Annotated in this window: 15 protein-coding genes and 1 pseudogene; 6 read left to right on the top strand and 10 right to left on the bottom strand. The window is 58.5% G+C overall.

Annotated elements, in window-relative coordinates; genetic code table 11:
* Positions 1–74: 74 nt before the first annotated feature.
* Positions 75–362 (bottom strand): TetR/AcrR family transcriptional regulator, encoded by a 288-nt coding sequence (locus tag EKA13_RS22925; RefSeq protein WP_245704394.1) that lies wholly within the window; start codon positions 360–362, stop codon positions 75–77.
* Positions 363–598: 236 nt separating this feature from the next.
* Between EKA13_RS22925 and EKA13_RS22920 the strand changes: the two genes are divergently transcribed.
* Complete coding sequence (locus EKA13_RS22920) at positions 599–1,438, top strand: TauD/TfdA dioxygenase family protein (RefSeq protein WP_065761504.1); 840 nt, start codon at positions 599–601, stop codon at positions 1,436–1,438.
* Between the two features lie 17 nt (positions 1,439–1,455).
* The gene (locus EKA13_RS22915) at positions 1,456–2,226 is read left to right on the top strand and encodes a class II aldolase/adducin family protein (RefSeq protein ID WP_065761503.1); all 771 of its coding nucleotides are present in this window, start codon (positions 1,456–1,458) and stop codon (positions 2,224–2,226) included.
* Positions 2,227–2,387: 161 nt separating this feature from the next.
* Here the strand turns inward: EKA13_RS22915 and EKA13_RS22910 are convergent, their stop codons facing one another.
* The 4 genes from EKA13_RS22910 to EKA13_RS22895 all read right to left on the bottom strand — a co-directional run bounded on the left by EKA13_RS22910 (position 2,388) and on the right by EKA13_RS22895 (position 4,908).
* A complete protein-coding gene (locus tag EKA13_RS22910) occupies positions 2,388–3,095 on the bottom strand; it encodes a hypothetical protein (protein ID WP_065761502.1) in 708 nt (235 codons plus the stop codon).
* 289 nt (positions 3,096–3,384) lie between these two features.
* Complete coding sequence (locus tag EKA13_RS22905) at positions 3,385–3,816, bottom strand: carboxymuconolactone decarboxylase family protein (protein ID WP_065761501.1); 432 nt, start codon at positions 3,814–3,816, stop codon at positions 3,385–3,387.
* A gap of 28 nt (positions 3,817–3,844) precedes the next feature.
* Positions 3,845–4,465 (bottom strand): FMN-dependent NADH-azoreductase, encoded by a 621-nt coding sequence (locus EKA13_RS22900; RefSeq protein ID WP_065761500.1) that lies wholly within the window; start codon positions 4,463–4,465, stop codon positions 3,845–3,847.
* Positions 4,462–4,908, bottom strand: coding sequence for a GNAT family N-acetyltransferase (locus EKA13_RS22895; RefSeq protein WP_065761499.1), 447 nt, complete (start codon positions 4,906–4,908; stop codon positions 4,462–4,464). The genes EKA13_RS22900 and EKA13_RS22895 overlap by 4 nt, the downstream gene beginning before the upstream one ends.
* A gap of 86 nt (positions 4,909–4,994) precedes the next feature.
* Here EKA13_RS22895 and pdxR point away from each other — a divergent pair, with 86 nt between their 5' ends.
* On the top strand, positions 4,995–6,395 hold the full coding sequence (gene pdxR, locus EKA13_RS22890; RefSeq protein ID WP_065761498.1) for a MocR-like pyridoxine biosynthesis transcription factor PdxR: 1,401 nt from the start codon (positions 4,995–4,997) through the stop codon (positions 6,393–6,395).
* On the opposite strand, the pseudogene EKA13_RS22885 reads toward pdxR, so the two are convergent.
* Both EKA13_RS22885 and EKA13_RS22880 read right to left on the bottom strand, forming a co-directional pair.
* Positions 6,360–6,866, bottom strand: a pseudogene (locus tag EKA13_RS22885) (MaoC family dehydratase). The gene pdxR and the pseudogene EKA13_RS22885 sit on opposite strands and share 36 nt — an antisense overlap.
* 31 nt (positions 6,867–6,897) lie before the next feature.
* The gene (locus EKA13_RS22880; RefSeq protein ID WP_065761497.1) at positions 6,898–7,515 is read right to left on the bottom strand and encodes a LysE family translocator; all 618 of its coding nucleotides are present in this window, start codon (positions 7,513–7,515) and stop codon (positions 6,898–6,900) included.
* Positions 7,516–7,703: 188 nt separating this feature from the next.
* Here EKA13_RS22880 and EKA13_RS22875 point away from each other — a divergent pair, with 188 nt between their 5' ends.
* Both EKA13_RS22875 and EKA13_RS22870 read left to right on the top strand, forming a co-directional pair.
* Positions 7,704–8,156, top strand: a complete 453-nt coding sequence (locus tag EKA13_RS22875; RefSeq protein WP_065761496.1) for an Lrp/AsnC family transcriptional regulator — start codon at positions 7,704–7,706, stop codon at positions 8,154–8,156.
* 188 nt (positions 8,157–8,344) lie between these two features.
* The gene (locus EKA13_RS22870) at positions 8,345–9,697 is read left to right on the top strand and encodes a D-serine ammonia-lyase (protein ID WP_065761495.1); all 1,353 of its coding nucleotides are present in this window, start codon (positions 8,345–8,347) and stop codon (positions 9,695–9,697) included.
* Between the two features lie 125 nt (positions 9,698–9,822).
* Here the strand turns inward: EKA13_RS22870 and EKA13_RS22865 are convergent, their stop codons facing one another.
* Both EKA13_RS22865 and EKA13_RS22860 read right to left on the bottom strand, forming a co-directional pair.
* Complete coding sequence (locus tag EKA13_RS22865; RefSeq protein ID WP_065761494.1) at positions 9,823–10,113, bottom strand: DUF7693 family protein; 291 nt, start codon at positions 10,111–10,113, stop codon at positions 9,823–9,825.
* 237 nt (positions 10,114–10,350) lie between these two features.
* Positions 10,351–10,551 (bottom strand): hypothetical protein, encoded by a 201-nt coding sequence (locus tag EKA13_RS22860; protein WP_065761493.1) that lies wholly within the window; start codon positions 10,549–10,551, stop codon positions 10,351–10,353.
* 460 nt (positions 10,552–11,011) lie between these two features.
* Between EKA13_RS22860 and gbdR the strand changes: the two genes are divergently transcribed.
* Complete coding sequence (gene gbdR, locus EKA13_RS22855) at positions 11,012–12,115, top strand: choline metabolism transcriptional regulator GbdR (protein WP_065761492.1); 1,104 nt, start codon at positions 11,012–11,014, stop codon at positions 12,113–12,115.
* Positions 12,116–12,197: 82 nt separating this feature from the next.
* Here gbdR and EKA13_RS22850 read toward each other — a convergent pair.
* On the bottom strand, positions 12,198–12,563 hold a 366-nt coding region (locus EKA13_RS22850; protein WP_141685673.1), incomplete at its 5' end, for an NAD(P)(+) transhydrogenase (Re/Si-specific) subunit beta.

Here is a 12,563-nt window from a genome sequence, read left to right as displayed (position 1 = left end):
GCCGACCAGCTGCAGTGGCAGTAAGCGACGCAGCTTAAACTCGCTGAAAAACTGTCTTGACCGATGGGTCCACTTTAAACCAACCTTTCGCGCAGCCTCAGTAATGCCTCGGATTCCTCATCGAGTACACGCTCGTACAGCAAGGCAACGATCGCGTCCTTGTTGGGGAAATACTGGTATATCGACCCAACTGCGACCCCTGATATTTCCGCGATGCGCGCGACGGTCAGCGCTGCCTCGCCTGCTTCATCCAGAATCTGCAGGCACGCCTGCTCCACAGCATCGACCAGTGCGCGAGAGCGTGATTGAGTCGGGCGCTTGCGTAACGCAGGAAGCTGCTCCGGCTTAGACGTTGGGGCCATCGTGGTTTCATCGCCTCTTGCTCATGAAAACCCGAGTGCTGCGTTTATCGCCGCACCACGCGCTATATATTTACCCATTAAATCAATCAGTTAAACGCCAATTCCGGGGCTTCCGGAATGCGAATATCTCAACGTTGGCGACGTGAGTATGATCATTTTCGTCGATCAGACAACGTCTAAACGCAGCGTGATACGCCCATAAGATCGGATATTCCAACCCTACCGGGAGATTGCCTATGTCTTCATCATTCAGCGTCCAGCCTCTTGGCCCAAACCTGGGTGCCGAGGTGCTTGATCTAGATCCCGCTTCAATCGTTTTGCCGGAAACGCTGGAGGCGCTTGAGGCGCTACTTATAAAACACGAAGCCATAGTGCTGCACGTCCCTGGGCTAAGGCCCGAGCAACATTTGGCAATGGCACGGCACTTCGGTGAGCCCGAAGTTCACACCTTCTATCCCAACCTGGGCGAAGGCTTTGAACAGATCACCGTGATCGACTCCAAGCTGGGCGACCGCGCCGATATGTGGCACCACGATGAGAGCTTTCTGCCAAGCCCACCTATCGTCACCATGACACACGCTCAGATCTTGCCGCCGTGTGGCGGCGACACCTGCTGGATCAGCATGACCACGGCTTACGACGAGCTGTCCGAACGCATGAAGCGTTACCTTGAAGGCCTTGGCGCCTGGCACGACATGAACGGGCCAATGACGGCCGCACTGCGCCAGAACGTTGTCACGCATGATCGCTATGTCGAGGTCATCAACATGAACCGTCGACACCTGCATCCGCTGGTTATTCAGCACCCGGTATCAGGTCGCAAGGCGTTGTATCTGAGCCCGACCTACACCACCCATATCGACGGCCTGGCCATCCAGGAAAGCGATGCGATCCTTGCCTACCTGAATGCACATTGCCAACACGTTAAGTTCGGCTTCCGCCATCGCTGGCGAGTGGGTGACATGGTGCTCTGGGACAACCGCAGCGTGCTCCACAACGCCATCCTGGACTATCAACCGCATCAACGGCGCATGCAGCGTACCTCGGTATTCGCTCGCGGGCCTTTCCACGCGTAACTCTCAAGGAAACAGCCATGCTGAAGGATGAACTGAACTACGACTTGCTGAGCCGTTACATACCCAGGCCCGGTCGCTATGCGCTGCTGCCTGAACTGACTCCGCGCCAGAGCGTGGCGCTACTTTGCCGGGTGTTATCTCGCGAAGGCTATAACGACCACATCGCCGGTCACATCACCGTTCGCCAGGACGATGGCACTTACCTGGCCAACCCTTGGGAACTCACCTGGGGAGAAGTGGCCGCATCGGATATCGTGCGCCTCGATCAGGAAGGCAAGGTGATCGAGGGGGAATGGAACATCACGCCGGCCATCAATCTGCATATGGATGTGCACGCAGCCCGTCATGATGTGGGCGTGGTGATCCATAACCATCCGCGATGGGGGTCGGTGTGGTCGGCGACCGGACGAATTCCGCCGATTTACGACCAGACATCCGCGCTGGTTGACACTGACCCGGTACTCTATGACGAGTATCGAGGCACGGTGGAAGACACTGCATTGGGCCGAGCTGTCGTCGACGCACTGGGGACGCAAAAATGGGCGCTGCTCGCAAACCACGGCGTACTGCTAGTGGCCAATGGCATTCGCCAGGCGCACTTGCGCGCTATCACATTGGAGTGGCGCAGCCGTCTGGCGTGGCATGTCGAAACGCTGGGCGGCGGCTCACCATTGCCCGCTAGCGTCGCTCTCGCAACGGGAAAGCGCACCGATACGAATGGCTTCCCGTTCCTGTGGGAAGCCATGGCACGCGAGGAAATCCGCCGCGATCCAAGCGTTCTTGAGTAAGCCTCTCTCAGCCAGGTCGGAACGGCTGTCAGAGCGTACGACTGACCGAAACCTCCAGACGCATCACGCCTCGAACGCGCGGAGCAGCGTTGTTGTGTCTGGACCACCAACAAACATGCCTGAGTGGCTGGTTGTCTTGCTTTAACTGGCCACTCAGCTTTTCAAGCCCGCGCTCGCTGCCTTGCCCAGGCCAGCTTTATGTTCTCAACGCTTGGTACAAACCTGGACATATGCCGTATTCCCACCACCGGTACCCTCCGCCCTGCGATGGTAGCGGTGAACCCGTACGTCGCACGGTAGGAAGACGAATCGACATGGTCCAATGCCTCACCGTTGCCGAATGCCTCCCACATGATCCTCGCGGCGGATGGGCTCCCCAATCCATTGCTGTACGCGATGATCAGTTCTGGTTCAGCGAGCGACATCGTCACCCGTTGGAAAAACTCCATTGATTTGCGTGTCAGTGACTCCAGGCTCGCAGCAGAGGATCCTCGCGCAACTTTTTGTATCGATGCGGCATCTTTGGAGCACATCAACAGCGCATTGGTGTAAACGGTATCGCGCCACTCAAAACCCAGTGCGGTGGGTAACGCTGTCAGGCGCCGAGCCAGGGTTTTCGGCCCCCAACCGCCATCAAGGCCATAGGCAACATTGGAAAACTCAGGCTGATCGTAACCTGCACCTATTGAACCGGCGTTGGTGTGGACGGCATCGGCAAGAGAGCCGTTAAAGCCGACCATGATCAGACGCTTGCGGCTTGGTGGTGCCGCGAGCAACTCGAAAGCGCAGTCGAAGGGGCGCGCGTTGTAATCTCCAATGGCCAGGTCGCCAAGTGCTTCAAGAATAAAATTGCGGGTTTGCAGCGGCATGACCTCGTCCTTTTGGCATGGCGGCCCATTGACATCATCGAACCTTAACATGATTGAACAGGGTCTCAGCGAGTCTGCGAACCCGCGTACAACTGCCACCCAATTTCGTTTTGCAGCGAAGGTCGACAGCGAAACCCGTCACCTGCTCTGCTCCACGCGCAGGGCCGTTGATATGGCTCAAGGACTGGTGCAGGCAGGCTCGCTCAGCCCTCCGGCAACGTCGCAGCATCGATCCGCAGACACAGGGACGCCATGACATGCATTTACTCCGCCGGTACTCACCTCGCGTTTAGAGTTTCATACCCACCGCCAGCCGGTTGAAGGCATTCATCAAGGCCACAGCCAACGTCAGATCGGAAATCTCGACATCGGAAAAGTGCACGCTCAAAGGATCATACAGCTCGTCTGGCGCGCCCTTCTCGCTGACATAGGTGAGCGTCTCGGCCCATGCCAGAGCAGCACGTTCACGGTCGCTGAACCGTTCGCTGATTCGCCAGCCTGCGAGGCAGTCCAGTTTCTCTTGCGGCACCTCACATTCGCGCAGGGTCTGCGAATGCTTGCCCAGACAGAAAGCACAGCCGTTGATTTGCGAGATACGCAAATACACCAGTTCAAGCAGCGGTAAGCCTAGCGGGCTCTTGGCCAGCGCAGCGTTGGTGGCAAACAAGCCTTGGTAGGCTTCAGGCGACAGGGAAGCAAACGGCAGTCTGAGTTGGCTCATGATAGAACTCCTGGGTCGGTATAAATGATCAGCCGCAAACGAGGTTGTTGAGTAATGGCGTTAGTGACAGTGACGCCCGGGCATTTTCGAGCGTTGCGCAGACGGCCTCTTCACCGAACACCAGCCCTTGGAGGTATGTGAACTGCAGGTTGAACAGGCCGAGCGTGTTAAGCACCTGACGCAGGTAAGGTGTCAGAAAATCCGGTTGGCGTGCGCGCTCGCCCTGGTGATAGCCACCAGACCCGACCACGATGTACACCGGTCGGTCGTTCAGCAGGCCGACCTTGCCTTCAGTGCTTGAACTGAATGTCCGGTGAATACGCAGGACGTAGTCGATCCAAAGCTTGAGCGCAGCGGGGAGCGTGAAGTTGTGCATCGGGGTTGCAATGAGCAGGATATCGCTGCGCTCCAACTCGCCGATGAGCATCTCGGACACGTCGAACACCGGTGAGTCGAATGGCGTGGCAGTGCTAAGGGCATGGGCGTAGTCCATACCGAGCGGTGGCAGCGGATGCACGCTCAGGTCACGCTCAACCAGCTTGAGGCTCGGGTAGCGGAGCCGTAAGGATGTGACAAGTTCCAGTGCCAACTGATTCGCGTGGGAAACCTGCCCATGCGGGCTGGCGTTGATCAAGAGAACATTGTTCATGCCGGCCGCCCTTGCCGAAGGCTCTGGGTGAAGTGCATGCCACGGGCCAGCAAACCCTGACGAAAATAGAAGCGTTGGGCCAACGGCATATGCAGGCCAGTATCCAGAACCAGATGATCACAACGACGCTGTAAGGCTTCGTCACGAACAGCGCCCAACAGCCGCCCTCCCAAGCCGCTGCGCTGAAGGCTGGGGCTCACCACTAGATCATCAACGTAGATGAAACGCCCGTAGAGCAGGTTTTCCACTTCACGGTAACCGGCCAGGCCGACAAGGCGCTCGCCGTCCCGCGCTGCCAGTAAGCGATAACCCTGTTCGGCCTGCCGAAGCAGCTGCGCAACATAGGCAGCCTGGGTGGTGACATGTGGCCGCAGGACGCACATCAGGTCGAAACTGTCCTGAAAGGCCGCCGCGTCCTCAAGGTGCTGAAGTGTGTAGGGCATGTCGTCGTCCGCTGGTGAGAGATGACCCACTTTAGAGCCACGATGGCTTAAGCTATAGAGCCAAAAAATGCATAAATGACTAGGCCATGACATTTCCCTTTGAATTGGACCCCTGCCAGTCTGCGCCGATCTATCGTCAGATCTATCAAAGGTTTCGTGAGTCTATCTCTGACGGTCGCCTGCGCCCGGGGGATCGGGTACCTGCGGTTCGTGCGCTAGCGGCAGAGCTGAACCTTGCGCGCGGCACCGTAGATGCGGCCTACCAGCTGCTGATTGGCGAAGGCTATCTTGTTGCTCGCGGTGCAGCCGGGACGGTTGTCACACCGCAACTGGCCCCCATTTCCTCGCCCATGCTCCACGCCCCTGCTACCTCAACGCCATACCAGGCCGCCCATTCAGGGACAATGCCACTGGAACTGCAGATGGGCCTTCCCGCGCTGGATGCTTTTCCACGCAAGCTCTGGACACGATTAGCAGGTCGACAGCTGAGACAGGCTGGCTTTGAAGGTCTCGTCTACCCGGACGCCCGAGGTTATGCACCCTTGCGCACGGCCATTGCATCCTACCTGGGAATTTCGAGGGGTATCCCTTGCCACCCGGATCAGGTTTTTGTGTGCGCTGGCTATCGCGCCTGCATCGACCTGATCAGCCATACGTTGATGCGCCAGGGTGACAGGTGCTGGCTGGAAGAACCTGGCTACTTCATGGCCAGGAACGCCCTGCTGGGATCTGGCGCACAGTTGGTGCCAGTCCCTGTGGACGATCAGGGGCTGGACGTCGCGGAAGGTATCGCCCGAGCCCCGGATGCGCACTTCGCACTGGTCACGCCGACCCACCAAAGCCCGCTGGGCATGTCGCTGTCACTGCCACGCCGCTTGGCACTGCTGGACTGGGCCAACCGCCAAGGTAGCTGGATCATCGAGGACGACTACGACAGTGAGTACCGCTATCGGGGCAAGCCTTTGCCAGCCCTCAAAAGCCTCGACCAACAGGGCCGCGTACTTTATACCGGGACCTTCAGCAAGGTACTGTTTCCCGGCCTGCGTTTAGCCTATCTGGTTGTGCCAACCGAACAGCACAAAGCCTTTGCTCTTCAGGCGGATCGTCTGCATAACCACTGCCCGCACCTGCTTCAGGCAACCGTCACCGCATTCCTCAACGAGGGTCATTTCGCGCGGCATCTAAAGAAAATGCGAAGCCTCTATGCGCGCCGCCGTCAATGGCTGGTCGACGCGCTGCTCCAACAGTTCGGCGGCCGTCTGCAGATCAACACTCAGGCGGGTGGCATGCACGTGGTCGCGGGCCTTTGCGACGGTGACGACGTCAAGCTTGCGCAGCGCGCGCGGGCCGCTGGCATAGCCATCGAACCACTCTCACGGTGGTACCTGGAAACCATGCCCAGGCAAGGTCTGGTTCTAGGTTTCACGAACATCGCCAGTGCCGATCAGGCATCAGCTGTGGCACGTCGATTGGCTCAAATCATGTAGAGCAGCACCGTTGCTGGGGTCCCCCTCACAAAGCATCTGCTTGAGGCGTTCACGCTCCTGTAAGCCCGGCAGCACACCCGAGGTCGAAGCCTCCAGCACGGTGACGCCCTGCGCGTTGTGTATTATCACCTCGGCCTTTGCGTGCCCCCGCTCGTTGATGTCAGTGATGCGCCAATGGCACGTGATCTGTTAGCCCGGGTAAACCGGGCGTTTGAACTCGAATTGCATCCCTGTCGCCAGCCAACCAACCTGCCCGCCGATTTCAGTGAGCAGGCTGGCCGTCAGAAGACCGTGGGAAATAGGCGCCTTGAACCTGCGCAGTTCGGCATAGCAGGCATCGCAGTGAACCGGATTGTAGTCCCGAGATATCTGTGCAAACTGACGAACATCGTCCTCTGAGAAACAGCGGGATACCGTGAAGCAGTCGCCGACCTGAAGACCTTCAGCGGCACGTTCTCTCGGGCTTTTCATAAAGGCTCCGTGGGCAACAGTGGGGCATTGTTCAGAGCGGTACCTGCCCGGCGAGCAGTACTACCGCGATGATGATCATGGTGGCACCAGAGAGCCGGCTGATAAGGTGCGCTGCAGCCGGGCGCGCCCGAAGAACGGCTTGTGAACCAAACCCGACCAGCAGATAGATCACACCGCAACTCACAGCATGGATTAGCCCCAGCGCAATGATCTGCATGGGAACGGGCCATGGCGCGGTGACATCCGTGAATTGAGGCAAGAGCGCCAGGAACAGCAGGAACACTTTCGGATTCAGCCCGCTCACGCAAAGCCCCTTGATTGCCCAGCGCTGCCAAGAGCTCGATGCTTGACGGGCATCAGCGTGCGGTGTAGCCGGATGGGCAAGCATATTGATGCCCAACCAAAGCAGATAAGCGCTCCCGGCAACGGTCAGTGCCGACAGGGCTACCGGGTGGCTGGCAACCAGCGTGCCGACACCGCCTGCCACAATCACGGTTGCAATCAAGTGGCCAGACAGCAGCCCGGCCACCGCAGGTATGACGACACGCCCCTTCAGGCCCGCCGAAATCGCATACGCCCAATCCGCGCCGGGCGTGATAATGAACAGGATCGACACCGCCCAGAATGCAACGACCACACTGAACGTCATCGGGCCACCCGCCCCTGCTGCTTACTCATCGCCATCTGCATCGTCTCGCTCCGTGAATCAAACGCCGCCCTCCTCTGGTCGCCAGAAAAGTACAGCCGTTAAGGGTGCGAGGAAGATTAGTGAAATCTTGCTAGAATTTTCTTTCGAATATCATCATTCATACGCTGCTAACGGGGAGATTCTTCTGCATGGACCGGACTGATCGGAAGATTCTTGCTGAGCTTCAAAAAGATGGTCGTCTGTCGGTCACCGAACTGGCCGAGCGCGTGGGCCTGAGCCTTTCCCCGTGCCATCGGCGAGTACGGGCACTGGAAGAGTCTGGCGTGTTGCTGGGTTATCGAGCACAGCTGAATCCCGGCGCACTGGGCCTGAATTTTTCTGCCATGGTGTTTGTCACGCTCCGAGAGGGCGACAGGCGCGCGGTCGAGGCGTTCGAGACGGCGCTGATTGACATTCCCCAGGTGGTCGACGCTCAGCGACTGTTTGGCGAGCCGGACTACCTGCTTCAGGTCATCACTCAGGACCTGCCGGCCTTCCAGCGGCTCTACGATGAAAGCCTTTCGACACTGCCCAATGTGCAGCGGCTGACCTCCACGCTGGTAATGAAGCAAGTCATCCAGAACAGGCTTCTTCCTTTGTGATGGCGCAGCCTGGTAGACAGGCACTGGCTCGAAGCCCTGCCCGACGTGCTCAGCCGAACCTGCACAGGTGACCACAGATCAGCTATCCGTTGAACATACATCCGTTGTAAAGCCCCAGCGTCCGAGGCTTAATCGCTGCAACTGCGATCTACACAACCTCACGCACTGACGAGAACAAAGGGCAGAACATGACCCTCAATGAAATGATCGACAACGGGTGCGAAAACCATCCTTTGCTCGCCGAATTGATCCGTCTTGAACCAACCACCTGGTTCAATCCGGCGCTGGCACCGACAGCGCAAGCGCTGGGTGATGTGCCGCTGAACGTCGCCGATGTCGACGACGCCGCCTCCCGGCTTGAACGCTTTGCGGCATTTATCCAATCAGCCTTCCCCGAGACACAGGCCAGTGACGGTATCATCGAGTCACCGCTGCAGCCGCTGGCCCAGCTCCAGGCTGCCTTGTGCGCGGAGCATCAGTTGCCGATACAAGGCCGGCTATGGCTGAAGGCCGATAACCTGCTGCCGATTTCTGGCTCGATCAAGGCCCGGGGCGGTATCTATGAAATACTCAAGCACGCTGAGGACCTGGCCTTGGCCGGCGGCTTGCTTCAACCCGGCGACAGCTACAGCACACTGGACAGCGATGAAGCCCGGGCCTTTTTTGCCCAGTACAGTATCGCGGTCGGCTCCACCGGCAACCTCGGCTTGTCGATTGGCATCATGAGCGCGCGCCTGGGGTTCAAGGCGACCGTGCACATGTCCACCGATGCCCGGCAATGGAAGAAAGACCGGCTGCGCGCCTGCGGGGTCGAGGTGATCGAATACGCCTCCGACTACAGTGTGGCGGTGGAGCAAGGCCGCAAACAGGCCGAGATGGACGCAAAATGCCATTTTGTCGACGACGAAAATTCTCTGAACCTGTTCCTCGGCTACGCCGTGGCCGCACGCCGGCTGGAACGCCAGCTTGACGCCGCAGGCATCACGGTAGATCAGGCGCACCCACTGTTTGTCTACCTGCCTTGCGGTGTCGGTGGTGGCCCTGGCGGAGTGGCGTTCGGTCTCAAGCAGGTTTTCGGTGATGCGGTGCACTGCGTGTTTGCTGAACCGACGCACTCGCCCTGCATGCTGCTGGGGGTTTACACCGGGTTGCACGATGCGGTCAGCGTCTACGACGTCGGCATCGACAACCGCACCGCCGCCGATGGCCTGGCAGTGGCCAGGCCATCAGGCTTTGTCGGGCGCGCCATGCAGCGCTTGATCGACGGTTACTACACCGTCACCGATGACGAACTCTACCGCCTGCTGGCCCTGATGGAGGCTACCGAAGGCCTGAAGCTGGAGCCCTCGGCACTGGCCGGGCTGCCCGGTTTCCTGCGGGTGTTGCAGGAGCAACAAGGCTACAGGGCACGCCTGGGGCTGGATGACCCACGTATGGCCAAGGCGACGCACATCATGTGGGGCACCGGCGGCAGCATGGTCCCGGACGAAGAAATGGACGCCTACCTGAGCCGGGGCCGTACACTACTGGCTGGACACTAGCCCTTGATCGCAGCGCCGTGGCCACAGGTTATTCGTCTACCCCAACCGCGAAGCCATGCCCCAGCGTGTACAGGTGCTGATTGACTAGCTCAAGCAGTGTGCCGACGAACCCGTGCAGCCTTGACTCAGGCGCCCTTCAGCAACCGCTCAACCTGGGCCAGTTCCCAGGTACTGAGCAAACTGACCGGGTCGGTACGTTGCCAACTGTCGCAGGCCCCTACACGACCATCCGGGCTCTGACCACGCAGGCAGTGGTGCAGGCTGTTGCCGCTGAAGTCGAGCGTCAGTTGCCACCCTTCAATGGCAACCTCCAACAGGCCATGCCCAGACGGCTGGTCAAGGCGCTGCAAGGGTCGAATGCCCAAGGCGGCGTCTCGCAAGCATTGGTACACCTCTCGGGCAGTCAAGGCGGTCATCAGTTCAGACTCGGCAGGTGCATGGGCGCTACTCGCTATTTTCCAGACAGGTACACGGTTGTTGCTTGATCTACCTAGCGGCGGCCAGGATGTTACCGTATTGACGGCTGACGCTGCATGTGGGGATTTGCATTCCATTTGACCACTCGCTTGCATGCGACTTGATCAGTCGTTTGCATCGGACGTGACCAGACTTTGAATTGGAATTGACCACCCGCCTAGCGGCTCATGGGAGGGCTACAGCAGCGCTACGGGTGGCACTACCTGTGGCGTGCCATCAATGATGCACTTCCATCCCCAAGTCCTGAGCGCCGACGTCTTCTTAAACTCCTCGACCAAATCGCCCGCGATTTCCCCGATGTCTTCCCGCAACTCGAACTGCGGGCGCATTGCGTGCAGAACGTCAATTCCCATATCCCCGGCAAGCAGCTTGCACATCAGCCTGGTCCGAAGCTTCCAAGGCAAGGTTTTTCCGCGCCTTTCCGGATAGGTCTGGTAACTGGTACGCCTTGTCCCGACCGCAGATCACTTTTATAGCGCATGGCGCTGGCGCCAGCCCCAAATTGGAGCATTGGTCATTATTGTTTTCAAAAACCGACATATGGGTGTCGGTGACAAATAAGTTGTCGTTTACAGGCATCTCACGCGCATGTGCTACGAATGTGCACAACGTTGATAAGCACGTGCTCAAAATCAAACGTTTTCCTTATGGCTACCGTCCTGAAAATCCTCAGCTTAGAGACATTGGGTGATGTCGCTTTTGGATCCGTTAAAACATATGTAAGTGGGTATAACCTTTGCAAGTTGAACAGGAACAAACCCACCAACTTTTGGATGGGAGAATAAAAAGAGCCTTTGCCTGAGGCCATTCATACACTTTGTGTGAGGAGATACTGCGATGACGTCGTTCAACTCCGGGGCCCACCCCCAGAACCGTGCGCCTCAATCCATCGGTTTTCTGCTGCTGGACAACTTCACGTTGATTTCTCTGGCCTCAGCCGTGGAGCCTCTGCGAATGGCCAACCAGTTGTCCGGTCGTGAGCTGTATCGCTGGACAACCCTCACCGTCGATGGCGGCCAGGTTTGGGCCAGTGATGGCCTGCAAATCACTCCTGACGCCTCCATGCATAAAGCTCCACCAATGGACGCAATCGTCGTTTGCGGTGGTGTCGGTATCCAGCGCACCGTTACCCGCGAACACGTGTCATGGCTACAAAGCCAGGCACGTCAGCACCGGCGTCTTGGCGCGGTTTGCACTGGTAGCTGGGCCCTGGCTTGCGCCGGCCTGCTGGACGGATTCGATTGCAGCGTGCACTGGGAATGCCTGGCGGCGATGCAGGAAGCGTTTCCGCGTGTGGTCATGAGCACCCGGCTATTCACCCTCGACCGTAACCGTTTTACCAGCTCCGGCGGCACCGCGCCGCTGGACATGATGCTGCACCTGATCAGCCGCGATCACGGTCGCGAACTGTCGGCTGCGATTTCGGAGATGTTCGTCTACGAACGCATCCGCAACGAACAGGATCACCAGCGCGTGCCGCTCAAGCACATGCTCGGCACCAACCAGCCGAAATTGCAGGAAATTGTCGCGCTGATGGAGGCCAATCTCGAAGAGCCGATCGACCTGGACGAACTGGCTGTGTACGTCTCGGTGTCCCGTCGTCAGCTAGAACGCCTGTTTCAGAAATACTTGCACTGTTCACCATCGCGGTACTACCTCAAGCTGCGCTTGATCCGCGCGCGGCAGTTGCTCAAGCAAACGCCGGTGTCGATCATCGAAGTGGCGTCGATCTGTGGCTTCGTGTCCACGCCACACTTCTCCAAGTGCTACCGCGAATACTTCGGCATTCCACCGCGTGACGAACGTGTAGGCTCCAACACCACGCAACAGGTCGCGATGATACCGCTGCCGCAAGCGCTGGTGCTGTCGCCGTTGTCCGGGCCATTGTCGGCATTGAGCCAGGCACGCAACGAATCTACCTTTGCCAGTGTTCGTCTATAAATTTTCACCCCTATCCTGCGAAAGCGTAACGTTCGCAGGATAGGGGACGGCACTTCATTTTAGTGATGCGCTAAGGCAGCACTTACTCGACAGCCTTGACCATGTCTTCGATGACCTTTTTAGCGTCGCCGAACACCATCATGGTTTTGTCCAGGTAGAACAGTTCGTTGTCCAGGCCGGCATAGCCGCTGGCCATGGAGCGCTTGTTGACGATGATGGTCTTGGCCTTGAACGCTTCGAGAATCGGCATGCCGGCAATCGGCGATTTCGGATCGTTCTTCGCGGCCGGGTTGACCACGTCGTTGGCGCCCAGCACCAGGACCACGTCGGCCTGGCCGAATTCGGAGTTGATATCCTCCATCTCAAAGACTTGGTCGTAAGGCACTTCGGCTTCGGCCAGCAGTACGTTCATGTGTCCAGGCATCCGACCGGCTACCGGGTGGATCGC

This window comes from Pseudomonas defluvii (assembly GCF_001695625.1).
Classification (GTDB): domain Bacteria; phylum Pseudomonadota; class Gammaproteobacteria; order Pseudomonadales; family Pseudomonadaceae; genus Aquipseudomonas; species Aquipseudomonas defluvii.
Note: the sequence above shows the minus strand (reverse complement) of the source record. Positions and strands in the feature narration are given on the sequence as shown.

Bases quoted from the DNA above. Each gene is read 5' to 3' on its own strand.
- EKA13_RS22905 (WP_065761501.1), bottom strand. From the start codon at position 3,816: ATGAGCCAACTCAGACTGCCGTTTGCTTCCCTGTCGCCTGAAGCCTAC.
- EKA13_RS22920 (WP_065761504.1), top strand. From the start codon at position 599: ATGTCTTCATCATTCAGCGTCCAGCCTCTTGGCCCAAACCTGGGTGCC.
- EKA13_RS22925 (WP_245704394.1), bottom strand. From the start codon at position 362: ATGGCCCCAACGTCTAAGCCGGAGCAGCTTCCTGCGTTACGCAAGCGC.
- EKA13_RS22865 (WP_065761494.1), bottom strand. From the start codon at position 10,113: ATGACCGCCTTGACTGCCCGAGAGGTGTACCAATGCTTGCGAGACGCC.
- EKA13_RS22880 (WP_065761497.1), bottom strand. From the start codon at position 7,515: ATGACGTTCAGTGTGGTCGTTGCATTCTGGGCGGTGTCGATCCTGTTC.
- pdxR (WP_065761498.1), top strand. From the start codon at position 4,995: ATGACATTTCCCTTTGAATTGGACCCCTGCCAGTCTGCGCCGATCTAT.
- EKA13_RS22870 (WP_065761495.1), top strand. From the start codon at position 8,345: ATGACCCTCAATGAAATGATCGACAACGGGTGCGAAAACCATCCTTTG.
- EKA13_RS22895 (WP_065761499.1), bottom strand. From the start codon at position 4,908: ATGCCCTACACACTTCAGCACCTTGAGGACGCGGCGGCCTTTCAGGAC.
- EKA13_RS22910 (WP_065761502.1), bottom strand. From the start codon at position 3,095: ATGCCGCTGCAAACCCGCAATTTTATTCTTGAAGCACTTGGCGACCTG.
- EKA13_RS22915 (WP_065761503.1), top strand. From the start codon at position 1,456: ATGCTGAAGGATGAACTGAACTACGACTTGCTGAGCCGTTACATACCC.
- EKA13_RS22860 (WP_065761493.1), bottom strand. From the start codon at position 10,551: ATGTGCAAGCTGCTTGCCGGGGATATGGGAATTGACGTTCTGCACGCA.
- EKA13_RS22875 (WP_065761496.1), top strand. From the start codon at position 7,704: ATGGACCGGACTGATCGGAAGATTCTTGCTGAGCTTCAAAAAGATGGT.
- gbdR (WP_065761492.1), top strand. From the start codon at position 11,012: ATGACGTCGTTCAACTCCGGGGCCCACCCCCAGAACCGTGCGCCTCAA.
- EKA13_RS22900 (WP_065761500.1), bottom strand. From the start codon at position 4,465: ATGAACAATGTTCTCTTGATCAACGCCAGCCCGCATGGGCAGGTTTCC.